The organism is Bradyrhizobium sp. I71 (genome assembly GCF_022354745.1).
Taxonomy (GTDB): Bacteria; Pseudomonadota; Alphaproteobacteria; order Rhizobiales; family Xanthobacteraceae; genus Bradyrhizobium; species Bradyrhizobium liaoningense.
Genome location: NZ_CP059398.1, coordinates 1,437,758 through 1,461,917, shown reverse-complemented (window position 1 = coordinate 1,461,917; position 24,160 = coordinate 1,437,758). Strand labels below are relative to the sequence as shown.

General features: G+C 65.3%; 21 protein-coding genes and 1 pseudogene. 10 read left to right on the top strand and 12 right to left on the bottom strand.

The window, feature by feature from the left end:
* Position 1: 1 nt before the first annotated feature.
* Complete coding sequence (locus tag FJV43_RS07210; RefSeq protein ID WP_239625735.1) at positions 2 to 208, top strand: TOBE domain-containing protein; 207 nt, start codon at positions 2 to 4, stop codon at positions 206 to 208.
* Here the strand turns inward: FJV43_RS07210 and FJV43_RS07205 are convergent.
* The 4 genes and pseudogenes from FJV43_RS07205 to modA form a co-directional block, all read right to left on the bottom strand.
* Positions 182 to 790, bottom strand: coding sequence for a DUF2478 domain-containing protein (locus FJV43_RS07205; protein ID WP_239629343.1), 609 nt, complete (start codon positions 788 to 790; stop codon positions 182 to 184). The genes FJV43_RS07210 and FJV43_RS07205 overlap by 27 nt on opposite strands.
* 60 nt (positions 791 to 850) lie before the next feature.
* Positions 851 to 1,549, bottom strand: a pseudogene (gene modC / locus FJV43_RS07200) (molybdenum ABC transporter ATP-binding protein); the annotation flags it as partial.
* Complete coding sequence (gene modB / locus FJV43_RS07195) at positions 1,546 to 2,232, bottom strand: molybdate ABC transporter permease subunit (protein WP_239625733.1); 687 nt, start codon at positions 2,230 to 2,232, stop codon at positions 1,546 to 1,548. The pseudogene modC and the gene modB, both read right to left, overlap by 4 nt.
* 5 nt (positions 2,233 to 2,237) lie before the next feature.
* A complete protein-coding gene (gene modA, locus FJV43_RS07190; protein WP_239625732.1) occupies positions 2,238 to 2,990 on the bottom strand; it encodes a molybdate ABC transporter substrate-binding protein in 753 nt (250 codons plus the stop codon).
* A gap of 233 nt (positions 2,991 to 3,223) precedes the next feature.
* On the opposite strand from modA, the gene modD reads away from it, so the two are divergent.
* Entirely contained in the window at positions 3,224 to 4,141 is a 918-nt protein-coding gene (gene modD / locus FJV43_RS07185; protein WP_239625730.1) for a ModD protein, read from the top strand.
* Positions 4,142 to 4,171: 30 nt separating this feature from the next.
* Here modD and FJV43_RS07180 read toward each other — a convergent pair whose 3' ends face one another.
* A complete protein-coding gene (locus FJV43_RS07180; RefSeq protein WP_239625728.1) occupies positions 4,172 to 5,140 on the bottom strand; it encodes a DMT family transporter in 969 nt (322 codons plus the stop codon).
* A gap of 448 nt (positions 5,141 to 5,588) precedes the next feature.
* Here FJV43_RS07180 and FJV43_RS07175 point away from each other — a divergent pair, with 448 nt between their 5' ends.
* A complete protein-coding gene (locus FJV43_RS07175; RefSeq protein WP_239625726.1) occupies positions 5,589 to 6,446 on the top strand; it encodes an SDR family oxidoreductase in 858 nt (285 codons plus the stop codon).
* Between the two features lie 88 nt (positions 6,447 to 6,534).
* Here FJV43_RS07175 and FJV43_RS07170 read toward each other — a convergent pair whose 3' ends face one another.
* Positions 6,535 to 7,050 (bottom strand): ferritin-like domain-containing protein, encoded by a 516-nt coding sequence (locus FJV43_RS07170; protein WP_239625724.1) that lies wholly within the window; start codon positions 7,048 to 7,050, stop codon positions 6,535 to 6,537.
* An 86-nt stretch (positions 7,051 to 7,136) separates the two neighbouring features.
* Between FJV43_RS07170 and FJV43_RS07165 the strand changes: the two genes are divergently transcribed.
* The 3 genes from FJV43_RS07165 (at position 7,137) to FJV43_RS07155 (ending at position 10,284) form a co-directional block, all read left to right on the top strand.
* Complete coding sequence (locus FJV43_RS07165; RefSeq protein WP_061883519.1) at positions 7,137 to 7,331, top strand: hypothetical protein; 195 nt, start codon at positions 7,137 to 7,139, stop codon at positions 7,329 to 7,331.
* A gap of 48 nt (positions 7,332 to 7,379) precedes the next feature.
* Entirely contained in the window at positions 7,380 to 7,649 is a 270-nt protein-coding gene (locus tag FJV43_RS07160; RefSeq protein ID WP_239625723.1) for a hypothetical protein, read from the top strand.
* A gap of 313 nt (positions 7,650 to 7,962) precedes the next feature.
* Positions 7,963 to 10,284, top strand: a complete 2,322-nt coding sequence (locus tag FJV43_RS07155) for a molybdopterin guanine dinucleotide-containing S/N-oxide reductase (RefSeq protein WP_239625721.1) — start codon at positions 7,963 to 7,965, stop codon at positions 10,282 to 10,284.
* Positions 10,285 to 10,575: 291 nt separating this feature from the next.
* Here FJV43_RS07155 and FJV43_RS07150 read toward each other — a convergent pair whose 3' ends face one another.
* From FJV43_RS07150 to FJV43_RS07135, 4 genes are all read right to left on the bottom strand, one after another.
* Positions 10,576 to 11,553: an AraC family transcriptional regulator gene (locus FJV43_RS07150; protein ID WP_239625719.1), complete on the bottom strand. Its 978-nt coding sequence runs from the start codon at positions 11,551 to 11,553 to the stop codon at positions 10,576 to 10,578.
* A 339-nt stretch (positions 11,554 to 11,892) separates the two neighbouring features.
* On the bottom strand, positions 11,893 to 12,849 hold the full coding sequence (locus FJV43_RS07145; protein ID WP_239625717.1) for an alpha/beta hydrolase: 957 nt from the start codon (positions 12,847 to 12,849) through the stop codon (positions 11,893 to 11,895).
* 131 nt (positions 12,850 to 12,980) lie between these two features.
* Positions 12,981 to 13,688, bottom strand: coding sequence for a hypothetical protein (locus FJV43_RS07140; protein ID WP_239625716.1), 708 nt, complete (start codon positions 13,686 to 13,688; stop codon positions 12,981 to 12,983).
* A gap of 118 nt (positions 13,689 to 13,806) precedes the next feature.
* Entirely contained in the window at positions 13,807 to 16,650 is a 2,844-nt protein-coding gene (locus FJV43_RS07135) for a winged helix-turn-helix domain-containing protein (protein ID WP_239625714.1), read from the bottom strand.
* 326 nt (positions 16,651 to 16,976) lie between these two features.
* Here FJV43_RS07135 and FJV43_RS07130 point away from each other — a divergent pair, with 326 nt between their 5' ends.
* The 4 genes from FJV43_RS07130 (at position 16,977) to msrA (ending at position 19,697) form a co-directional block, all read left to right on the top strand.
* Positions 16,977 to 17,645 (top strand): sensor histidine kinase, encoded by a 669-nt coding sequence (locus tag FJV43_RS07130; protein WP_239625712.1) that lies wholly within the window; start codon positions 16,977 to 16,979, stop codon positions 17,643 to 17,645.
* A gap of 45 nt (positions 17,646 to 17,690) precedes the next feature.
* Positions 17,691 to 18,380, top strand: coding sequence for a VOC family protein (locus FJV43_RS07125; RefSeq protein WP_239625710.1), 690 nt, complete (start codon positions 17,691 to 17,693; stop codon positions 18,378 to 18,380).
* Between the two features lie 216 nt (positions 18,381 to 18,596).
* Positions 18,597 to 19,019 carry an OsmC family protein gene (locus FJV43_RS07120; protein ID WP_239625708.1) on the top strand — a complete coding sequence of 141 codons (423 nt, stop codon included), beginning with the start codon at positions 18,597 to 18,599 and terminating at the stop codon, positions 19,017 to 19,019.
* A gap of 162 nt (positions 19,020 to 19,181) precedes the next feature.
* On the top strand, positions 19,182 to 19,697 hold the full coding sequence (msrA, locus tag FJV43_RS07115) for a peptide-methionine (S)-S-oxide reductase MsrA (RefSeq protein WP_239625706.1): 516 nt from the start codon (positions 19,182 to 19,184) through the stop codon (positions 19,695 to 19,697).
* 118 nt (positions 19,698 to 19,815) lie between these two features.
* Here the strand turns inward: msrA and FJV43_RS07110 are convergent, their stop codons facing one another.
* A complete protein-coding gene (locus tag FJV43_RS07110) occupies positions 19,816 to 22,659 on the bottom strand; it encodes a winged helix-turn-helix domain-containing protein (protein WP_239625704.1) in 2,844 nt (947 codons plus the stop codon).
* 262 nt (positions 22,660 to 22,921) lie between these two features.
* Positions 22,922 to 24,082 carry an MFS transporter gene (locus tag FJV43_RS07105; protein ID WP_239625702.1) on the bottom strand — a complete coding sequence of 387 codons (1,161 nt, stop codon included), beginning with the start codon at positions 24,080 to 24,082 and terminating at the stop codon, positions 22,922 to 22,924.
* Positions 24,083 to 24,160: the final 78 nt, after the last annotated feature.

Here is a 24,160-nt window from a genome sequence, read left to right as displayed (position 1 = left end):
CATGAAGCTCAGTGCACGCAACATTCTTCCAGGAAAGATCATCTCCGTCACCAAGGGCACGACGACGGCCCATGTGAAGATCGAGCTCGCGCCGGGCCTGGTGGTGTTTTCCGCAATCACCAACGAGGCCGTGGACGATCTCGCGCTGAAGGTCGGGGATACCGTCTCCGCCGTGATCAAGTCATCCGACGTGATGATCGGCAAGTAGCGCCGCAGGCGCATCGGCGGGTCGGCGCGCTGCGCGGGCCCGCTTTATCCGCGACGACAGGTCCTGCCACCAGCCCTCGATCGCTCCTCGCTCGCACAACAGGCTGGTGCCGATCCCGCCGGTAAAGTCATTCCAGGCGTCCAGGCATTTTTCCGGCACCGCCGTGAGCACGGGGATGCCTGCGGCGATGGCGCAGGCCAGCTCGTCGCGCAGACCGTCGCCGGCAGCTTCCTGCTTGGAGAATTTGTTGATGACGACGAGATCGACATCGGCCGCGATCGCGCGGGTGACGGCGACCGCCGCTTCGGCAAGGCCCGCAGCGTCGAGCTTGCATGCCATGGCGCCCGAGCCGAGCGGCTGGCAGATCGAGATCTCCGCGCCGGTCATGAGGTCGACCGCCTGCATGCCGATCTGGCAGTCCGCGCCATCCTTGACGTTGCGCTGGACCACGCCGCCGATCCGCTCGCCTGACCGGACGAGATCCTGAGCAAAGTCGGCGAGCAGGCCGTCGACGTCGTCCTGCGGACGGTAGAGGATCGCGGCGACGCGGTTCGGGTCGATATCGTGAAAGTCGATCGGCATGGACATCATCCTCATCGGGTTTCCTACGCTCTTCCGTTGTCGCGAGCAATCTCCAAGCCGATCGCGGCTCCCGGCCAGCGGTATCGGGTGGAGGCTCTGTAGCGGGCCGGAGCCGACGACGCGGCCTTGCTCCATCAGCACCAGGTGATCGGCAAAGCGCTCGATCTCCGCCATGTCGTGGCTGATATAGAGGACCGGCAGCGACAGCGTCTCGTGCAGCCGCTCGAGGAACGGGAAGATCTCGTCCTTGGTGGTGCGGTCGAGCGCGGACAGCGGCTCGTCCATCAGAAGGAGTTTGGGCTGTGACAGCAGGGCACGGCCGATCGCGACGCGCTGCCGCTCGCCGCCGGAGAGGCGGTAGGGCGAGCGGTCGAGCAGTGCGGCAAGGCCGAGCAGCTCCACGACCTCGCTGAATGCGATCTGCGCGCGCGCCGCCTTCGGAGCACCGAACAGCAGATTGCGTCGCACCGAAAGATGCGGAAACAGGCTGGCTTCCTGGAAGACGTAGCCGATCGGTCGCCGGTGCACGGGCCGAAACGACGACCCGTCCTGCCAGACTTCACCATCCACCGCGCAAAAGCCGTCGGCCATACGCTGCAAGCCGGCGATACAGCGCGCGACACTGGTCTTGCCGCAACCCGAAGGGCCGAAGATCGCAGTGACGCCGGTGGCGGGCAGGCTGAGCTCGGCGTCGAGCGTGAAACTGCCGAGCCTGCCGCGGAAGGCCGCGTTGATGCGAGCGGGTTCGGCCGTTCTCACGCCGCAGCCCTCGCGGCGCGCTTGTCGACGAGCGTCATGGTGAGGATCACGGCGAAGGCGAAGGCCACCATGCCGCCGGCGAGCATGCTCGCCTCGCGCCAACGCGAGGTCTCGACATAGTCGAAGAGCGCGACCGACAACACCTTGGTGCGGCCGGGAATGTTGCCGCCGATCATCAGCACGAGGCCGAACTCGCCGACGGTGTGCGCGAAGCCGAGCACCGCACCGGTCAGGAAACCAGGCCGCGCCAGCGGCACCGCGACGGTCCAGAAGGTCCGAAGGGGCGAAGCGCGCAAGGTGGCGGCCACTTCGAGCGGACGCTCGCCCATCGCGGCGAAGGCGTTCCGGATCGGCTGCACCACGAACGGCATCGAATACACCACCGAGCCGATGATCAGGCCTTCGAAAGTGAAGGCAAGCGTGCGCGCGCCCCAGACGCGCGCGAGCCAACCGCCCGGCCCATCCGGGCCGAGCAGCACCAGCAGGTAAAAGCCGAGCACGGTCGGCGGCAGCACCAGCGGCAGCGCAACCACGCTCGCGATGATTTCGGTCCACCAGCCTTTGGCGCGCGCCAGCCACCAGGCGAGCGGCGTGGCCAGCACCAGCAGGATCGCGGTCGAGATCGCGGCCAGTTCGACCGTCAGCAGAACCGACTGGCGAATCTCCGCCGACCAGATCTCCATGCGCGTCAGCTCTGCCCGTCCAGCACGTAGCCATATCTCTCGATGACGGCGCGCGCCTCGGATCCCCTGAGGAAGGTGATGAACGCGCCGGCGGCCTCGTTGCCGGCGCCGGCCTTCAGCAGGACCGCGTCCTGGCGGATCGGATTATAGAGCGCCTGCGGCACCACCCAGCGCGAACCGGCCTCGCTGCCGGTCAGTTGCGACAGCGCCACGAAGCCGACCTCGGCATTCCCCGTCTCGACGAACTGATAGGCCTGGGTGATGGTCGCGCCCTCCACCAGTTTCGGCTTCAGGGCGTCGTAGAGGTTCAGCGACTTCATGGTCTCCACGGCAGCAAGACCGTAGGGCGCGGCGGCCGGATTGCAGATCGAGAGCTTTGCAAAGGAGGCGGCCTTCAGCGTCTCCTCGCCCGTCACGACGCCCGGCGACTTGCTCCACAGCACGAGCTTGCCGATCGCGTAGGTGAAGCGGCTGCCCGCGACCGCGAGGCCGTCCTCGACGAGCTGCTTCGGCCGTGAATCGTCGGCTGACAGGAACACCTGGAACGGCGCCCCTTGCGTGATCTGGGTATAAAATTGCCCGCTCGCGCCGAAGCTCAGCACCGCCTCGTGCCCGGTTTTCTGCTTGAACAGGGCGGCGATCTCCTTGGCAGCATCGGTGAAGTTGGCGGCCACGGCGACGTTGGTCTGCGCGGCCTGCGCCGATGCGCATGCGAGCAGCAATCCCGCGACGATGGTGATCGAGCGAAGCAGCTTCATGATGAACTCCAGCGGCCGGCAATTGCTTCAGCGCAGCCCGATTGCTGCAAGGCGCCGGCCAGAAGCATCCCAGCAATCGGCGTGCCGGATATGCGGTCGCAGTCTGGTGTGCGCCTTGCAGGAATGGCGTCAAAAGAGGGGGCTTCCGCCTCTCGCAGCGGCGGGACCGATGATCCGTGTCGGATTCCCGACAAGGCCGTCGGCAAGCCGACACCAATGAAGGGAAGCACGACATGGCAACCGCTGCATCGCGCGCCGAACTCGAACGCCTGCTGGAGGACGATGTCCCCTATGGCGATCTCACCACCGAGGCGCTCGGGACCGGCGGGGCCATCGGCGTGATGCAGTTCGCCGCGCGCGCGCCGATGGTGCTGGCGCTCGCCGAGGATGCCGCCGCGATCATCGCGCTCGCCGGCTGCGAGGTGGAGCTGTTCGCCGCATCCGGCGCGGTGCTGGAGCAGGGCGCCCCGATCCTTCAGGCGCGCGGTCCGGCCGCGGGCCTGCTGCGGAGCTGGAAGGTGGCGCAAACCCTGATTGAGATCTGGTCGGGCGTGGCCAGCGAGACTCGCGCCATCGTCGATGCGGCGAGGGCGGTCGCACCTCATATCCCGGTCGCCTGCACCCGTAAGAACGTGCCGGGCACCAAGCGCTTTGCGGTCGCGGCCATCAAGGCGGGCGGCGCCGTGATGCACCGGCTCGGCCTGTCCGAGACGGTGCTGGTGTTTCCAGAACACCGCGTCTTTCTCGGCGACCTGCCGCTGTTTCAAGCCGTCGAGCGATTGCGCCGGGCGGCGCCGGAGAAGAAGCTCGTGATCGAGGTGAAGACCGCCGATGCCGCACTAGCCGCGGCGGTCGCCGGTTTCGACGTGATTCAAGCCGAGAAGTTCTCGCCAGCCGAGATAGCTGCATTGGTCAAGCGCATGGCATCTATGGCCTATACACGAAATCGTCCGCTCGTCGCCGCCGCCGGTGGCGTCAATGCGGCAAATGCCGCGGCCTATGCGGAAGCTGGCGCCGATGTCCTGGTCACGTCCTCGCCCTATCTGGCGAAGCCGAGAGACGTGCAGGTGGAGATTGCGTCAGCCGACGACGGCACACGCAGTGCGCGGCTTAATCTCAGGAAGGATGCAGCCGTTCCGGCATCGACATAGCAGGAGCCGCCTCTCTCCACGTCGCCACCGCTATTTGGACAGGCTCCTGGTTTCGGGTTGGCCTCCTCCGAGGAGCAGAACGAGCCCGGCAGTGACAATCGCGATGCCGATCCACTCGATGGTTGTTGGAATCTCCGAAAGTATCGGAATCGCCAACAGCGTCGCACTTGCCGGTACCGCCGCAGCCAGACCGGCCGAGGGCGTCGGCCCGAGAATCCTCGCGGAAATGGAGAACAGGATGACCGCCAGGAAACCGGGGCCCAAGCCCTGGAAGGCAGCCTGAAGCAGTACCGTCGACCACGGCGCATCGTGGATGGTGGAGGGAAGAAAGAGAAACCAGACCGGCAGGAAAAGCAGCGCGTTCGGCACACTGACCAGGACCAGCGCCTGACGCGCCTCGACCTGCCAGTGCTTCACGCCCATAAAGTAGATCGAGAGCACAGCTGACGCCGCGAGGAAGAACGCAATGGCCGATGCCACGCTATTGCCGCCGGCGCGCATGCCCGGAACGCCAATGAGCACGGCGCCGACGAGCAGGACGAGAACTGCAATGAGTTGCCGCCAGGACGGCAGGCGCCGTGCGAAAAACAAACCCAGCAGAATGGTGAAGATCGGTAACGAGCCGTTGGCGAATGCTCCCCCGTATGCTGCCGACGAACCCTTCAACCCGAAGTACATCAAGATATTGTAAAGCGCGCCGGGGCCAAAAATCGACATCGACAGGATTGCGTGCAGCGGCAGGTGGCGCGGCCACCAGGCCTTGGCGAACGGAAGAACCAGGGCACCGGCGACCATGAACCGAAGCGCCGTCAAATCGAAGGGTGTCAGGCCGGATTGCATGCCGGCCCTCGAGAAGACGAGAAAGCCAGACCAGATGCAGAATACACCGGCTGCGCTCAGGAGTCCGAGAATCCGCTCGTTCGATTGGGCTGCTGGAGTCAAGCCGGTGTCCGATTGCTTGAGATACCTTAACGCACTTAAAGCACCTGTGAGTTTCAAAATGCTCTCCGCAACATGGTCATTAAAAGATGACGCTATGGCGATCGGCCCTCGGGAGACTTTCTAAAGCATGATCCGGAAGAGTGCGCAGCGGTTCTCCGAAAAGATCATGTTTGAACAACAACCTAAAGCGCCATGATGATTCATCCTGATCTCACCGCGCTTCGCGACGTCTTGGATGGTCGCGACGACGTCGATGGCGGCAACCGCCGCCTCGCTGCGGCCTATCCGGCTGTGCCTTTCTCGAACGGGTTCCTGTGGGCGGAGCCCGGCCACATGTATCGTCGTGCCCGATCGGCGGATGCGCAAATAGGAACCTCGGCAGCGCCGTAACGGCGCGCGAATTCAGGCGGCGGCGCTAGCCTCGCGGCGCGATGGCGTGGCTCGGACAATACCAGGAACACTTCCGGCGCCGCCCCGTTAGCGCAGCAAACGCCGGGAGTTGTCCATGACCGACTATCCAAAGCCGCCTTATCCCTCGCAGCAGCAGCCGATGCCCGGTTCGACGCGGGCGATGCAGCCGCGACCGGATCATGGCGAGGAGACTTACAAGGGCGCCGGACGCCTTGCCGGAAAGAAGGCCATCATCACGGGCGGCGACAGCGGCATCGGGCGCGCGGTCGCGCTCGCCTACGCACGCGAAGGCGCGGATATCGTCGTCTCCTATTTGAACGAGGACGAGGATGCGGCCGAGGTCAAGGCGCTGGTGGAACGGGAGGGACGCAAGGTCGTCCTGATCCCCGGCGATATCAGCGATCCCGATCACTGCCGCGCCATCGTGCGTCGCACCGTCGAAGAGCTCGGCGGAATCGACATCCTCGTCAACAACGCGGCGCATCAGGCCACGTTCAAGGATATCGCGGATATCAGCGACGAAGAGTGGCAGCGGACGTTCGAGACCAACATCCACGCCATGTTCTATCTGACCAAGGCTGCGGTCCCCCGCATGCGGCCGGGAGCCGCGATCATCAACACGGCCTCGGTGAACTCCGACATGCCGAACCCGAGCCTGCTGGCTTACGCCACGACCAAGGGGGCCATCCAGAATTTCACGGGTGGGCTCGCGCAGATGCTGGCCGAGAAAGGCATTCGGGTCAACGCCGTCGCCCCGGGGCCGATCTGGACGCCGCTGATCCCATCGACCATGCCGGAGGACTCCGTCAAGAACTTTGGCAAGCAGGTGCCGATGCAGCGCGCCGGCCAGCCGGCCGAGCTCGCAACGGCCTATGTCATGCTGGCCGATCCGCTCTCGAGCTATACCTCGGGGGCGACGCTGGCCGTCACCGGCGGGAAGCCGTTCATCTGATCGAATATGCCCGCGGGCGCCGAGGGGGTCGCAAGGACCGAGGCGGCGCCGCGAGCGGGGCCGCCTCGTCCCGGTCAGCCGACATCAATCACGCGGCGCTGGAGGCCTTGGCGTTGACGCCTTTGCGCAGCGCCACCGTGTTCAGCTTGGTGTTGGCGGCCTTCTCTTCGTTCAAATTGGTCGTGAGGAAGCGCACGATGTCGTCGTGGCCGAGCTCTTCGGCCCACGCGATCAGCGTGCCGTAGCGGCACATTTCGTAGTGCTCCACGGCCTGTGCGTTCGCGACGATCGCGGCGTCGAGCACGGACTTGTCCTCGATCTCCCCGGCGGTCTCGTCGGCTTCCTTGATGAGGCCGTCGATGGCCGGACAATGAGTGCCGCTCGGCTCCTTGCCGAGTTTCGCGAACACCTTGTCGAGGCGCTCGACCTGCTTGTTGGTCTCTTCCAGGTGGGCTTTCAGCCCGGCGACGAGGTCCCTGTTGGTCGCCTTGTCGATCATCTTCGGCAGCGCCTTCAGGATCTGCTGTTCCGCGTAATAGATGTCCTGCAGCCCGTGCAGCAGCAGGTCTTCCATCGATTTGATGTCCTTGGTGAAGAATCCCATAAAGACGTCTCCTTTTCACAATGATGGCAGTGGAACGCCGTGCGGCCGTGGCTGTTCCATTCCCGTGGGTAGACCGGGAGAGCCGAATGAACGACGGACAGGATCATCTTGCAGGCCTGCTCGGACGCGCGGCGATGGACGTGTGGGGCGACATGCCTCGCGACATCCAGGAAGCGCTGTTCGAGACCGCCATGAAGGGACGCCCGACGGAGCGTGAGGAGCTCGCGCGGTTGCTGCACGAGCGGCACCCGCGCACGCTTCATCCGGCCCGGCCAGGCTGAAGCGGCGGGTCGGGTCGGGAACGATCGCGCCAGCTCCTGATTGGTGAAATGGGTGGCGCGCAGCCGAACGGCTTGATGCAAGCCGCGGGAGGCGCATCGCTCAAACACCTGGACCAGATTTGCGAGCCGATCGACGTGACTGAGATGAATATCGGAAAATGGTACGACCCGATTTCGGAGCGGTGGATCGCGCCGCGCGAAACACGCACCATCGCAGCGAATGATCGGTCGAGCACGAAGCAGGCGCCGGAGGCTCACAAGCGAGAAGAGGCGCAGCGGATCTGGAATCTGCTGGTCGATTGCTGCGCACGCGGTTGATGCCTGCCTCGCCAGCATGACGGATTCGCTCCCTGCGGGCTCCGGTGCCCGGCGGATGCCGCGGCAGACGAATCGCCCCCGCAACGAATTCTCCCTGCCGACGCAGCGACACGAATCGGCAGTTCGGGCAAATCCCTGGGCCCTCGACCGGTGCGGGTCACTGCTGACATCGCATGCGCCTTGGCGACGCCCCTGGCTTGGCATTGCGCGGGGCAGGCCAGCGTTTCCGTCAACGCTGATCTCGAAGACGTCCTGAGCAGATCGGTATATTACCACCCCGATTGCAGGCCGGTACCGGAACAAGGATCAGACGATGGACGATACGATTGGCTTTCCCGACCCCGGTCTCGACCTGTCGGACGGCTTCAAGCCGCATACCTCGCATTGGGGCGTCTTCTCCGCGCGTCAGGGCGCGGCCGGGCTGGAGGTCAGGGCCTATGTGGGCGATCCCGATCCGAACGGCATCATCGACAATTTTCCCGGCGCGCTCCGCCACCAGGCGCGCATTGCCCAGCCGGCGATCCGCCGCGGCTGGCTGGAGCGCGGGCCGGGCCCTGACGATCGCCGCGGCCGCGACGAGTTCGTCTCCGTCAGCTGGGAGAAGGCGCTTGATCTCCTGGGGGACGAACTCGCACGCATCCGCGACACGCGCGGGCCGGGCGCCGTGTTCGGCGGCTCCTATGGCTGGTCGAGCGCCGGCCGCTTCCATCACGCCCAGAGCCAGGTGCATCGCTTCCTCAACATCGCGATGGGCGGCTATGTGCGCTCGGTCAATTCCTATTCATCGGGTGCGTCCTCGGTGCTGCTGCCGCAGATCCTGGCCGGCTACGAGGACATCACCAAGCGCAACGTCACCTGGGAGCAGATCGCGGATCATACCGAGGTCGTGCTGGCATTCGGCGGCATGGCGTTGAAGAACTCCATGGTGGCCGGCGGCTCGATCAGCAAGCATGTCGAGCGCAACGCGATGGCGGCTGCGCGGCGGCGCGGCTGCGAGTTCATCCTGGTCGGCCCGCTCCGCGATGATCTGCCGGTCGAGGCCGGCGCCGAATGGATCACCTGCGTGCCCGGCACCGACACTGCGCTGATGCTGGGCATCGTCCACACGCTCGTCGCGGAAAACCTTCACGATCAGGCCTTCCTCGATCGCTACACCGAGGGTTGGCCGGTCTTCCTGCGCTATCTCACCGGCGAGAGCGACGGCCAAGCCAAGCACGCCGAATGGGCCGCCGCCATCTGCGGCGTCGAGGCGGATACGATCCGCAGGCTGGCGCGGCGTCTTGCCCGCAAGCGCGCGCTCATCACCGTCTCCCATTCGCTGCAGCGCGCCGAGCATGGCGAGCAGCCGGTGTGGATGGGCATGGTGCTGGCGGCGGCGCTCGGGCAGATCGGCCTTCCCGGCGGCGGCTACGCCTATTCGCTGGGTGCGATCGGCTATTACGGCCGCCGCGTCAACGACGTGCCGGGGCCGACGCTGGGCCAGGGCCGTAACGGTGTTGCCGATTTCATCCCGGTGGCGCGCATCGCCGACATGCTGCTCAATCCCGGCAGCACCTATCGCTACAACGGCGAGACGCGCACCTATCCGGACATTCGTCTGGTTTACTGGGCGGGCGGCAATCCCTTCCATCACCACCAGGACATCAACCGCTTGCGCAAGGCATTCGCGCAAGTGGACACATTCGTCGTGCACGAGCTCGCATGGACCGCCACAGCCCGTCACGCCGACATCGTGCTGCCCTCGACGATGACGCTGGAGCGCGAGGACATCGGCTATTCCAGCAACGATCCCCTGATGGTCGCGATGCACCGGATCGCCGAGCCGTTCGGGCTCGCGCGCGACGACTACGAGATCTTTGCCGATCTCGCCGACCGTCTCGGAGCGCGCGAACCCTTTACCGAAGGACGCACGTCGCGGCAGTGGCTGAGACATCTCTACGAGCCGACTCGCGCATCGCTGGCCAAGCGCGGCCTCGAAGCTCCTGATTTCGACGAGTTCTGGGCGCGCGGCAGCCTGGTCGTGCCCCAGCAGCCCGATGACGGTGGCCGGCTGCGCCGCTTCCGCGACGATCCGGTCAATCACGCCCTGCCGACGCCGAGCGGGCGGATCGAGATCTTCTCGGCCAAGATCGCAGGTCATGGCGATGCGGATTGTCCCGGCCATCCGGTCTGGCTCGACAAGACCGATACGCCCAAGCCCGGGGCGCCGTGCTTCCTCGTCGCCAACCAGCCGGCGACGCGCCTGCACAGCCAGCTCGATTTCGGCGGACATTCGCTTGCCGCAAAGCATCGCGGCCGCGAAGTCGCGCGCATGAACCCGGTTGATGCGGACGCGCGTGGCATCAGGGACGGCGACATCATTCGCCTGTTCAACGAGCGCGGCGCATGCCTTGCTGCCGTCCACGTCACCGACGGCATCGCGCCCGGCGTGGTCCAGCTTCCGACCGGCGCCTGGTACGATCCGATGGATCCCGAAGACGAGGCGCCGCTCTGCGTCCACGGCAATCCGAACGTGCTCACCCGCGACATCGGCACCTCCGCCCTGGCGCAAGGTTGCACCGGCCAGTTGACGACCGTCGAGGTGGAGAAATTCACCGGCAATCTGCCGCCGATCCGAGCGTTCGATCCGGTGTAGCGGTGGCTCAAGGCTGGATTCCCCCGTTTTCGCGGGGATGACGATGCGGGGCAGACTGCGCGCTCGATCCTCGATTGCGTGCCCCGGACGTCGCGCAGCGTCTCTTCAACTCTGCGCTGCAAAGCATCTCACTGCGCGCAACCGTATAGACTTGTGGGTTCGCGCCGCGAGCTCTCGTGTTGCAGCTTGTCCGGGAGACCAGGACCTGCAGCGGTGAGATCAACGCGGGAGCATCAAACGACAAAAAGGGGCATACGCCTGAATCCCTGCGGTCTGCCGTCTGCCGATCAGCTATGCAGCGGCGCTGGCGATCCAATCCCGGTCCGGAGACGCGTGCCGCCTCGGCCGCGCTTCGACCTCGAGCTGTCCGTCCACGTTGGCAAGGCGCCAGCGCGCCGGAGATTGACCGCTGATGCGCTTGAAGACGGTCGAAAAATGCGCCTGCGTGCTGAAGCCCACGGAAAGGGCGATCTCCGCCAATGGCCGCTCGGTGGTCGCGAGCAGCGTCTTGGCATGCTCGACCCGCTGCGTTAGCAGATATTCGCGGGGACGATAACCGGTCGCGGCACGGAATTGCGCCGCAAAGTGCATCCTTGATAGGCCGGCGACATTGGCGAGCTCGGACAGGCTGATGCAGCGGTCGAAATGATCGGCGATGTGCTGCTCGACCCGCCGCAACCGCCATTTCGGCAAGGCATTGACCTTGACGCGCGGCAGCTCCATCCGGGTGAGATGCATCGCCAGGGTCTGGCCGATGCAGTGCGTAAATTGCCGATCCGCGGCATCGCCATGTTCGACCAGCGCCCTGGCGAGCTCGGCAGCAAGCGGATCGCGCAACAGCACGAGGTCGTTGAGCCCGTCCGCGTATGCTGGAAGATGGTCCGTGGAGATGTGGACGTGCAGGAAGGCGCACGGCGACTGGAATTGTGCGCCGAGCGGCTTCGACGGGGCGGCGACGTAGAGCGACCCCGCCGGCATGGCGCCTTCGAAGACGATCCGGCCGCCGCGTGTCAGCTTCGCACGCGTGGCCTTCAGGGCAATGCCGACGAAATAGCGATCGTCCGGCGTCGTCGCTTCGTGCGACGAGGTGCTCCGCGGGTCATCCCATCGCGAGATCGTAATGTCCTCGATCATGCCCCCCGGAGTGCGATCGATCTGACGCCACTGGCTCTCCCGGGCGATTGCCTGTGTGGGGCGAAGACTCTCATGATCCCGCGGGGCGGCCGGACAATCAGTCCAGTCATGCGCCATGTGCAAGTTGCTCGACATCGTTCGTCCTCTCCTGGTTTTGCCGTTGCTTGCAACGGCCGGCAGGCGCGCAAACCAATGCTTTCCATGCTGAGAGGATAAACGTGAGCTGGCCAGGACGCCCGTTAGGGGTGATTAGGAACTGTTAGATTCTGTGGGGGTGCATCAGGTTTGACAGCTCGTCGCAGAGGGTCTGGTTAGGACCAATTTGTCACGCATTTGCGCAGACCGGAGGGCCTGATGAGAGCGACGAGAGCATCGCGTGGACCGACGCGCCGGTGTGAGACCGGTGCAATGTCTTCACTGGACCCCGAAGCCTCTGCGTCGAGGAGATCAGCTGGCGGGTCTATAATCCCAGGCCTAGCCCTTGTCCTTGTCCAGGCGCGCAAGGAAGTCGCGAGCGAGCGCGGCGATTTCGTCGGTGGCTTCATCCAGCGCGAAGTGGCCTGCCTCCAGGATGTGAACCTCGGCATCCGGCACATCGTCGCGATAGGCTGTGGCGCCGGCGACGGTGAAAGACGGATCGTATTTGCCCCAGACCACCAGCGTCGGCGGCCGCATCTTGCGCAACCAGTCCTGCCATTTGGGATAGGAGGCGACGTTGGTCCGGTAATCCAGGAACAGCGTGGCCTGGATCTCGGCCTGGCCGGGACGCGTCAGGAACGCGTATTCGTCGCCCCAGGTGTCGGGGTCGTAGCGTTCGGGGCGCGGGCTTGAGCCGAGATGTCGCTGACGCGTCGCCGCCAGCGAGGTGAAATTGGCCTTGAGCGCCTCGAGCTCGTGTGCCGGGTCGGCCCAGTACCTGCGACGTGCTTCCCAGAGCGGGCTCAAGCCCTGCTCGTGCGACACCGCATTCTGGATGATGATTCCGCGGACACGTTCGGAATGCGCCAGCGCCATGCGGAAGCCGACAGGACCGCCGTAGTCCTGCATGAACAGAACATATTTGCCGAGACCGAGCTTCGTCGTGAGCTCTCCGATCAGCCCGGCGATGTTGTCGAACGTATAGGTGAAAGCGGACGGCGGCGGCGCGCTGCTGTTGCCGAAGCCGGGATAGTCAGGTGCGATCACGTGATATCTGTCGGCGAGCAGCGGCAGCAGAGGTTCCCACATCCGCGACGAGGAGGGGAAGCCATGCAGGAGCAGCACGGTCGGTGCGTCGGCGGGGCCGGCCTCGCGGTAGAAGATATCGAGGCCCTGGATATTGACGGTGTGATAGCTGATCGAACGCCGGCTCGATCGCAGGTCTTGTGCCGAGGCGTGCGCAGTCGCGCAGGCCAGGGCTGCCGAGAGTGCAAGGGTAGCTGGAACCTTCATGTCATTGCTCCGATGGCACACGTCGTTGGTTGCTCGCGCGTGCAATCTGCACCCGATGCCGTCTGTTGGCTCGTTATGTATTGTTAGGCGGTGAGAGGCAGAGTGGTGGCCGCTCCCACGGTTGCTCGCCTCTACTCGAAGACGGCGTCGAAGATCTCGACGTCCATCAGCACGGGCCTTGCGATGACCGTTCCGTCAGGCTGCAGCGTCTGCACGCGTCGAAGTGTCGGCACGACGATGCCGCAGAAGCTGTCATGAGCCCAGGAGAAATGTGCAACCTTGCTTCCGAAGAGATCGTGGTCCGTCCGCCGTTGCAGGGCGCTCTCGTCGAAATAGAAGATCTGTTCAGGCGCGAGCGTGATGAGGTGCGGGGGAAATTGTGCCCGGAGCCGCCGCCACGTCTCGGCGCCCTCGCACCAGGGCGGCAGCTCCTCCACGATGACATCGGGATGGGCGAGCAGGAACGGGCTGGTCAGATAGTTCCAGATCGCGACGCCGCAGAAGAAGACCAGATGCATTTCGTCCGCAAGCGCAGGCGAGCCGGCCTCGGTCAACGCGACGCTCGGGTTGTGCCAGGTCCGCAGAACTTCACCATCCAGGCTCTCGATCGTAATCGCGTCGGGTTGAAAGGAGCCGGAGTGCTCGCCTCCGGTGATGCCGGTGAACCGGAGCGATTGCGCGCGGGTCGAGCCTTCCGCGGTCACGTCCTTGAATTCCTGGGCATGCCCGGCGCTGGAGAACAGCGATCCGCCGACGGAAAGGTGGAGCGTAAACCGGTTCAAGCTGTTCCAGTGGGTCAAGCCGCCGCTGGCATCCATTACGTCGTCAAGAAGCGCCATGTCCCGCCATATCCACCATGAAGTGTCGCCACCATGGCGGGGCGCAGGCGGCTTGGCGTGTTAGAAGTTGTTAGGAGTTGCGAGCAGGCAGTTTGGCGGTATGCCGTTGAAGATGCTGTCAATTCAGCGTGCCCAGCAACTCCCTTGCGGCGACCAGATCGCGGGTCTGGAGCCCCTCTTGGTAGCGTCCGACGAGCGGGGCGAGCAAGTCGCGTGCCTCGCCTGCCTTTCCGGCCTGGCGCCAGATGCGGCCGAGGCTGATCGCGCCGCGGAGCTCCCAGCCGACTGCGCATTGGCGCTGCGACAGATCGAGCGATTTGCGCAAGCAACTCTCGGCCTCCACCGCGCTGCCCGACCGGGCGAGGATGTCGCCCTTGATCCTGAGCATCTCCGGCATGTCGAAGGACTCCCCATGATCGGGAATCTGGGCGATCGCCTCGTTGATCGTCCGCAAGGCTTCGTCGGGCTGATTCTGGGACGCGAGACCCTCCGCGAGCGCCGTCGCAAACACGGTCGTCATGATCCGGTGCCGGGCCGCGTGCAACGTGGCCTGACTGCGGCGAAGGTGCTCGATGCCTGCGGCAACGTCGCCGCGACGCAGCAGCAACTCGCCCCTCTGGCCGATGCCGACCGCGTGATAAGGCCCGAGGAAGTGCCGCGCCGAATGGTCGATCAGCCGCTCGATCAGGATTTCGGCGTTGTCCCAGTCGCCGACCCAGAGGAACACGTAAATCGTCCAGATCAGGGAGATGCCGAGGGTCAGCGGCTGTTCGAGCAGCTCGGCCTCGCGAACCGTGTATCTGGCGGCCTCGATCGCACGCTCGGGCCGGCCGGTGAGCCAGAGTCCGCGCGCCAGCGCCACCAGCGCGACGATGCGGTCGTCGTAGCCGAGATGGCCGATGTTCAGCCGTTGCGAGCCGGGATTGTGCACCATCGCGCTCTCGCAGAACCGAACCGCCTTGTCCTGGCTGCCGATCAGATGATGCGCCACGCCCAGCATCCATTCGACGTTCAGCGTGGCCGTGGGATCGTTCAGCTTTCGCGCGACGCTCTCGCCCTGTTCGCCGATTCCGAGCGCGCCGTGAAAATCTCCGACCCTGGTCAGGTAGATGTGCAATCCGCGCAGCAGCCAGAGCTGCCAGTGCAGGTCCTCGAGTTCCCGGGCAAGCTGGAGACTGCGCGTGAAGGCCGACCGGACCCCTTCGGTATTGCCCTGCGTGAACATTACGGAGACGCCGAGCGCGGCCTGCAAGGTCATCTCCTTCCGGATGTCCGCGGCGCGCGCATCCGGCGACGCCAGCGCCTGCCGGGTCCAGCGGTAGCATTCCGTCAGCAAGGTCAGTTCGAGGAAGAACTGCGCGGCCGAGGCCGCCAGATCCACGCCGATCGTCCGATCGCCGCTCTCCGAAAAGCTGAAGGACAGCGCGGCCCTGACATTCGGCAAATGGTCGGCATAGGGAAGGAAGCCGCCCGCGCTCTGCATGCTCGTGGATTTGAGGGAAATGTCGTGCAGCAAGTCGCGGATATATTCGGCGTGGGCGCGCGCGACGCGGTCCGCTTCCCCGTTCTCGACGAGCTTGTCCGCGACGAAGGCGCGGGTGGTGTCGAGCAGGCGATAGCGCAGCCGCCGCTCCGCGGGCGAGGTCGCGATCAGGGATTTGGACAGCAGGTTCGAAATCGCCTCGACGGCTTCGGGCTCGCTGATCCCCTGGCAGGACGCGACGGCAAGCGCGGCCTCCGGCGTGAACGGCCCGACGAACACCGACAATCCGCGCAGCGTCGCGCTTTCGGCCGGCGGCAGCAGGTCGTAGCTCCAGGCCAGCGCCGCGCTCAAGGTTTGATGCCGCGGAATTGCGGTACGCCGCCCCCGCCACAGCAGCGAGAAGCGGCTGTCCAGCAGCGAGGCGGTCCCGGCAATGCCGTAGGCGTTCACACGTCCGGCCGCGAGCTCGATCGCGAGCGCAATGCCGTCCAATCGCCGGCAGATCTCGGCGACCAGCGGCGCATCCTCATCGCGGAGTTCGAATTCGCTCAAGCTCTCGGCAATGCGTTCCACGAAGAGCTGACTTGCGGGATAGGCAAGGATGTCGGCGATGCCGAGGCCGTCGCGCTCCGGCGGGCAATCCAGCGGAAACAACCGATGGATGCGTTCACCGTCGGCGCGAAAGGATTCCCGGCTGGTGGCCAGGATATGCAGCTGCGGCGCCTCGCGGATGAGGCGCTCGGCCAAAGGGGCGAGTTCGTCGAGGATGTGCTCGCAACTGTCGAACACCAGCAGGATCCGCCGGTTGCGCAGGACCGCCAGCAGGCCCGGTATCGGGTCCTCGGAACTGACGGTCAGGCCCAGCGCGGCCGCGATGGTTCCGGGGACGAGCCGGGTATCGGTCAGCGCGCCGAAGTCGACGAAGCACGCCTGGCCGTCGAAGGCCGCGAGCTCGCCCTGCGCGACGGCGAGTGCGACCGACGTCTTGCCGATCCCGCCGGGGCCGACGATCGTGACGAAGCGATGCTGGGCAAGCTCGGCGGAGATTCTCTCGACCGCATCGTCCCGGCCGATCATCTTCGCGAGCGGCGAGGGCAGCGAGGAGGGCGAAGCGGCGGGCGGGCTCGTCCGGCCCTCCGATGCTGCGGGCCGGAGCAGCGGAGCCGTGAAACAATAGCCGCGTCCCGGGACGTTGACGACGTAGCGGGAGGCCTCGCCTGCATCGCCCAAAGCCTTGCGCAGCGTCGTGATGTGGAAGCGCAGGCTGCCTTCGTCCACGTTCACGTCGGCCCAGATGCGCTTGATCAGCTCTCGCTTGTCAATGACCTCTCCGGCGCGCTCGGCGAGAAAAATGAGGATGTCGAGCGCACGGCCGCCGAGGGGAAGCGGGGCGCCGTCCTTTTCCAGTAGCCGCGATTTCACGAACAGGCGGAATGGCCCGAAGGCTATGACCGAATCCTGCTCGCTAGTGTCCGGCACGGGCCAACAATTCCAGTCAATGAGCTGAAGTGTGCAATTTGATTACCAGATAGAGCCGTCCAGTAAACCGGCCGAAAGTGGCGAAATCGCGTGGCCTACCGCCGATCGCGCTGGGACGTGTGCTGCAAATTTTGCTTAAACGCGAGCGGCTTACGACGCGGCTGCGACAATTCGTCAGCGCGCCTGACCTTCGAGGCACGTGTGTCCGCCGCGAGATTGCGGGCCCCGCCGATCATAACAGAATCTTGCAACGTCTAACGGGCAAAACGCGCGCGACGCATCCACTATAGCCTTCGAGTGAGATCCGTTTCAACGGGGAGGCTATGATGTCCGGCATCGGCGCTGGGTCGAACGACCACGTGGTTCGACCTCAACTCGTCGCCAGTCTCGATGATCAGTCGCGTGACTGGGAGCTCGTGCTGCGGGAGTCCCACCATCGCATGAAGAACACGCTGACGCTGCTCGGTGCGTCAGTCCGCCGCGACTTCACGCGCGCGAGCAAGAGGGATGTGGCGCTGGCGGTGGACCGCCTCGAGCGGCGCATCGTCGCCTTCGGCCGGCTCTATCAGCTCCTGTCCGACAACGACGATCCATCCGCCATCGCCGTGGAGCCGTTCTTCGAAAAGCTGTGCGGAGCCCTCTCCGAAGCGGTGCTGGAGCCGGCAGGCATTCGCTGCGAAGCCGCGATCGAGAGCGGCAGACTGCCGGCTGCTCAATGTCATCGGCTCGCGCTGATGCTCACCGAACTGGTCACGAACGCGGCAAAGCACGCTTTCCCGGACCGAAGCGGTGCGTTGATCCGGATCGAATTGGCGAGCGGCGACGGCGCCTGGCTCTGCACGGTGGCCGACAATGGCATCGGTGCGACCGGTCCGCTTCAGGGCACCGGCAGCCGGATACTCGAAGGGCTCGCGCGCAGCATCCACGCGCGGTTGCATGGCGAGGCGGGGCAGGGCGGCACGCGGGTGACGATCATGATGCCGACTGTCGCATGAAGCCCTTCCATGCATGCAACCGCGTCTCACATCAGGGAGTTCGACATGACCACCATCGAAATCGATCGCGACACCGGAACCGGGCCCTCGACATCGCGCAGCGTTGACCTGAAGCTCGAGGTCGTCGTGATCCCCGTGTCCGACGTCGACCGTGCCAAGGCGTTCTACGCCCGCCTCGGCTGGCGACTGGACGCCGATTTTTCGTCAGGCGAGGACTGGCGCGTGATCCAGTTCACGCCGCCGGGCTCGGCCTGCTCGGTGATCTTCGGCAGGAACGTGACGGCCGCAGCGCCCGGTTCGGCGCGAGGCCTGTATCTGATCGTCTCCGATCTGGAGGCCGCCCGGCAGGACCTGCTCGACCGCGGCGTCGAGGTCAGCGAGCCATTCCACGGTGCCGGCGACGTTCATGCCGGGCCCGACGAGCCGTATCTCTTCGGCAGCGTACGGGTCGGCGGTGCCGACCCGAAGCGCGGCAGCTACAGTTCGTTCGCATCGTTCAGCGACCCCGACGGCAATGGCTGGCTGTTTCAGGAGGTCACGACGCGACTGCCCGGGCGCATCGCGGGCAGCGCCACGACATTCGCATCGACGGCCGATCTGGCGGCGGCGCTACGCCGTGCGGCGATCGCGCATGGCGAGCACGAGAGGCGGACCGGCGGACACGACGAGAACTGGGCGGACTGGTACGCCGACTATGTCGTCCGCGAGCAGGCCGGCCAGCCGCTGCCGTCGTGAATTGCAAATCGGACCTGCCCGCGCCAAAGTCTGAACGGAACGGACCGACGTGTCGTTCTCGAACCCGATCGACTGCACCGATCGAACGAGGAGATCTCGGGACCAAGGAACCGCTTCGGCGCTCGATCGGTTGGAATGGCGGACGGGCGGTCACGCCGATGTCGCCTTTCGCCGCTACCGAGCGGCCGATGCTGAAATCAAACAAGGAGAACTGAAATGATCCGCAAGGCAACGGCAGTCTGGAAGGGCACCGGTCGCGATGGGACCGGTCATCTCTCGAGCGAATCCGGCGTGCTCGCGCAGACGCCCTATTCGTTCAAGACCCGCTTCGAGAACGAGAAGGGGACCAATCCCGAGGAGTTGATCGCGGCGGCCCATGCAGGCTGTTTTACGATGGCCCTGGCCTTTGGCCTTCAGATGGCAGGTTTCACGCCGGACGAGCTGTCGACGGAAGCCGCGGTGACACTCGAGCCCGAAGGCAAGGGCTTCAAGATCAGTAAGTCCGCGCTGACCTTGCGTGCAAAAGTGCCGAACCTCGACGAGGCCGGCTTTGCGAAGTTCGCCGGCGAGGCCGAGAAGAACTGCCCGGTGTCGAAGGTGCTCAACGCCACGATCACGCTCGACGCCAAGCTGGGCTAGAGGCAAGCGTTTGCTTTGGGTCCATCCGGCTCCAGGAGCCGGGTGGACACCGCGTGCAATGCATGGCTTTTGCCCGGCGGCCGAAAGCATATATATCGGACGAAAGCATATATATGATGTGCAGATGCAGAGCGGACAGAGCGATCAATTGGGAGCGGACAGATGACGACAGAACGCGCAGTTTTGGCCGGGGGCTGCTTTTGGGGCATGCAGGATCTCATCCGCAAGCAGCCGGGCGTGATCTCCACCCGCGTCGGCTACACGGGTGGGCACGTGAAGAACGCCACCTACCGCAATCACGAAGGTCATGCCGAAGCGATCGAGATCATTTTCGATCCCGCCAGGACCAGCTTCCGCACGATGCTGGAGTTCTTTTTTCAGATCCACGATCCCACCACGCTCAATCGCCAAGGCAATGATCTGGGCACCAGCTATCGCTCCGCGATCTTCTACACGAGCGACGCGCAGAAGCGGATCGCCGAAGACACCATTGCCGACGTCGAGGCGTCCGGCCTGTGGCCCGGCAAGGTGGTGACCGAGGTCGCGCCCGCTCGCGAGTTCTGGGAGGCCGAGCCGGAGCATCAGGATTATCTCGAACGTTATCCTGACGGCTACACCTGCCACTTCATCCGGCCTGACTGGAGGCTGCCGCGGCGTGCGGCTGCGGTGGGAGGTTGACGCATGATCCGGAAAAGTGCGCAGCGGTTTTCCGAAAAGATCATGCTCAAACAATAACCTGAAGCGCGATGACGATTCGTCCTCATCTCATCGCGCTTTAGCGCGCATCAGTGCGCGGTCAGTTCCGGAGTCGCACCATCAGTTCGCGTGCGGTGCGCATGTCGGCGATCTCGGCGCCCTCCGTGAACGATCCGGAGACATTCTTCAGAACGGCCAGAGCGTCCGCACTCCGGCCGGCCCCCATTCTGAGCCGCGCGAGGCTGATCGCGCAGCGCAGCTCCCAGAAGCGCGCGCCCTGCTGGACGGCAATCTCCATGGCCTCGCGAAAGCGTGTCTCGGCGTCCGCTGAATGCCGCGCGCTCCTGAGCATCAACTCTCCCTTGATGCGCATCAACTCAGGCAGATACCAGAGCTCCTGCCGGTCGTTGCAACGGGTCAGGACGTCCTCGATGACGTCGAGGCCGCGATCGACCTGATCGGCTTCGCCAAAGCACGCAGCAAGCTCGCCAAGCAGGGGAAGAAAGCGCGGCAGGAAGCGTGCATCGCCGGCGCGGTTGAGTTCTTCGCGCAGCAGCGGCAGGCCGATCGCGACGTCGCCGCGCCTAGCGACGACTGCCGCATTGAAGGCTCTTGCCCACAGGCCCCACAGCCGGATCGCGTGCCGATCGGTGTGCTCGAGCAGCTCGCTGCCGTGGCGTTCCGCGGCGTCGAGATCGCCGGCCCAGAAGGCGATCGGGCAGGCGGCCTGGCCCAGCACGCTGCAGAAGGTCAGGGCGTGGCCGTTGGCTCGGCCTTCCTCGATGTTTCTTGCCGCCAGCGCCTGCGCCTGGTCGGCGAGACCCTGCAGCCACAGGATGCGGGCCCGGAAATACTGCGTCGAGATCCTGAGATCGAGCGGGAAGATCTTGGGCTTCTCCGCCAGAAAGTGCAGCGATGCATTGACCCGGTCGATACGCTGCCGCGCCTCGTTCTGGTCGCCGAGATAGTGCAGCGCGACAGCCATCAGCCGGTCGCCCAGCATGACGTCGGTCTTGTCGGGAGAGTTCGCCGCCGCGCTCGCAAAACGATCGGCGTACGCACGGGCCTTGCCGAACTGTCCGTTGTTGAACTGGTCGATGCACAGGCCCCAGAGCGCACGCAGCCGGAAATCCTTGTCGTCGAGCCTGTCCGCCAGCTCGAGACTCGTCTCCAGGATCGGGCGCGCCTCGCGCGCGCGACCCTCGCCATACATTAGAGACCAGCCGAGTGCCGACAGCAGCTGCATGCGGATGCGGTCGTTGTCCCTGCCGTCTCCGAGCGTCGCCAATGCCGTTCTGCTGCGTTCTCGGCATTCGGCGAACAGCGAAAGCCGCACCCAGAGGGTGATCGCGGCCGCCGTCAGCGCGATGCCGAGCCTTGCGTCGCCATCAGGCGAGAAAGCCCAATCCAGCGCGGCGCGCACGTTGTCCAGCTCCCCCGCATAGATGCTCAGCCATTCGGGCAGCGGTGTCGATGTATCGGCCTCCGCGTGCTCGAAGAAATCGCGAAAATGCTCGGCGTGGCGCCGCGCGAACGTCCGCGCTTCTCCGAGCTCGTTCAGCTTCCCGAGCGCGTAGGTGCGCGTGGTGTCGAGCAGGCGATAGCGCAGCGTCCGCGAACCGAATGGCGAGATCAGCGATTTGGTGACCAGGCTGTCGATCGCCTCCAACGTCTCCGAGGTGCTGAGGCCGTCGCCGGATGCGACCGCGGCGGCCGCCTCCGGCGCGAATGGCCCGGCGAACACCGACAGTCGCCGCAAGGTGGCGCTTTCCGCCGGAGGCAGGAGGTCGTAGCTCCAGTCGAGGGCCGCGGCGAGCGTCTGGTGGCGCGGCACGGCCGTGCGCCGCCCCCGCCATTGCAGCGAAAAGCGGCTGTCGAGCAGGGAGGCCGTTCCGGCGATGCCGTACGCGTTGACACGGCCCGCCGCGAGCTCGATCGCCAGCGCAATGCCGTCGAGGCGCCGGCAGATGCTCGCCACCAGCGGCGCTTCTTCAGCGCTGAGCTGGAACGGACCCGAGCTCTGCGCGATGCGCTCGACGAAGAGCTGGGCCGCGGGATAGGCGAGGACCTCGGCGACCTCGAGACCCCCACGCTCCGGCGGACAATCCAGCGGGAACAGACGAAAGATCCGCTCGCCTTCGCTCCGGAACGACTCGCGGCTGGTTGCGAGAACGCGAAGCTGCGGCGCTTCGCGAACGATACGCTCCGCGAGCGGAGCCAGCGTATCCAGCACATGCTCGCAACTGTCGAAGATCAGCAGGGTGGGGCCGGTCTTCAGGAATGTCAGGAGGGCCGGCGTCGGGTCCTCCGAGCTCACGGTCAGTCCGAGGACCGAGGCGACGCTGGTCGTGACATGGCTGGCGTCCCGCAGCGGACCGAAGTCGACGAAGAAGACGCGTCCGCCGAAATCTGCCGAGCGGCGATGCCCGACCGTGACGGCGACGGCGGTCTTGCCGATGCCGCCCGGGCCCACCACCGTCATGAAGCGATGCAGGGTCAATCCGTTCGAAATCTTCTCGATGACCTCCTCTCGCCCGATCATCTTTGCAAGCTGAGCAGGCAGGGAGCGAGGAGGGGAGATCTCGGCTGCGACTGAGGAGACCGGCGGAGCTGCTTGAACGAACGGCGCGACAAAGCAATAGCCGCGGCCGGGCACGTTGAGGACATAACGCGTCGACTTGCCGGTATCGCCGAGCGCCTTGCGCAGTGCTGCGACATGGAATCGCAGACTGCCCTCGTCGACATTCACGTCGGCCCAGATGCGCTTGACCAGTTCCCTCTTGTCGATGACTTCACCGGGGCGCTCGGCAAGCAAGATCAGAATATCGAGCGCGCGGCCGCCGATGTGAAGCGGCGCCCCCTCCTTCTCCAGAAGCCGCGACTTTGGAAACAGCCGAAATGGCCCAAAGGAAATGTGCGAGTCGTGATTACTATGAGCCTGCACGTGCCATTGCCCCCTCCACGGGAGTCAAAAGGTATTCGGTTGTGATCTAGCAGAACGACGCGTCCAGTAAACTGGCCGAAAGCCGCATGGCAGACAGACCGGCGCAGATGGCTTGGGCTTGCTTCGGCCTGCCAAAAGTGCCTGCGAAAGAAGGGTTTAGGCTGGCATGCCAGGATGATGGTCATGGACGCGCACGTGCATGGGACCATTGCGGCCGGTGGCAATCCCGCCTCTCCCGTTGATAAATTCGACGCAAGGCCGCTCACGCATCGACGCGCGACATCTTGCGCTGCTCCGCCGTGACGATCCGCGCCGACAGCGTGACGAGGCCCATCAATCCGGCCAGCAGCCAGAACGCCATAGGCAATCCGCCAAGACGTGCGACGAAGCCGACGCCGGCGGGGCCGATCAGGACCCCTGCGTATCCCGCAGTCGTGATCGCCGCGACCGCAAGCCCGGTAGGCATCACCGTTTGCCGCGCGGCCCGCCGGAACAGCACCGGCACGAGGTTTGACGCACCGAGCCCGATCAGCAGGAATCCGCCGAGGGCGACCGCCGCGACAGGCGCCGTCAGCAGGACCACAAAGCCCGCGATCGCGATGACGCTGCCCCAGAGCAAGGTCGTGCGGTCCCCGATGCGCGCAACGACCGCGTCGCCGCCGAGCCGGCCTATCGTCATCGCGATCGAGAACACGATGTAGCCGGCTCCGCCTTGCGCCTCGGTGACGAGCCCCGCGCCGATGACGAGGAGCGCGCCCCAATCGAGCATTGCACCTTCGACGAGGAAGGTGATGGCGCCGAGCAGCGCAAGCAGCAGCACCGATCCGTGCGGCAGCACGAACAGCGGGCCCTCCTGCACCTGCACTGAGCGAAGCAGGCGCGGCCAGGTCACAAACATCGCGAGCAGCATCAGGACGGAGCAGATCAATGTGCAGGCCAGCGCGCCGAGTTGCAACGAGAGCAGCACTGTCATCAGCGCGGATCCGGCGAAGCCGCCGATGCTGAACAAGGCGTGGAAGCCGGACATCAGCGGGCGTCCCGCGGCGCGCTCCACCTCCACGGCGTGGATGTTCATGGCGACGTCGATCGAGCCGAGCGCGGCGCCGAACGCAAAGAGCGCCAGCGCCAGAGACATGGACGAGCTTGCGATCGCGAGCAGCGGCAGGACCAGCGCGAGCATGAACCCGCTTGCGACGATGATCGGTCTGCTGCCGTAGCGCGCGCTGAGAACGCCGGTCAGCAGCATCGCGACGACCGAGCCGATGCCGAGGCTGAGCAGGAGCAGCCCGAGGACCCCGTCGTCGACGCCGAGCCGCGCCTTCGCGAACGGCACCAGCGGCGCCCAGCACGCGATGCCGAAGCCTGCGACGAAGAAGGCAAGTCTGGTCGCAAGGCGGGTCGCCGGCCGGTCGGCTGAAGACATGAGAACTCCCGGGGAAGCAGAGGTGGGACGGAGCACAAACCCGAGAAATGCCGCGGCTTTATGGCCGAGGCGTGCTCG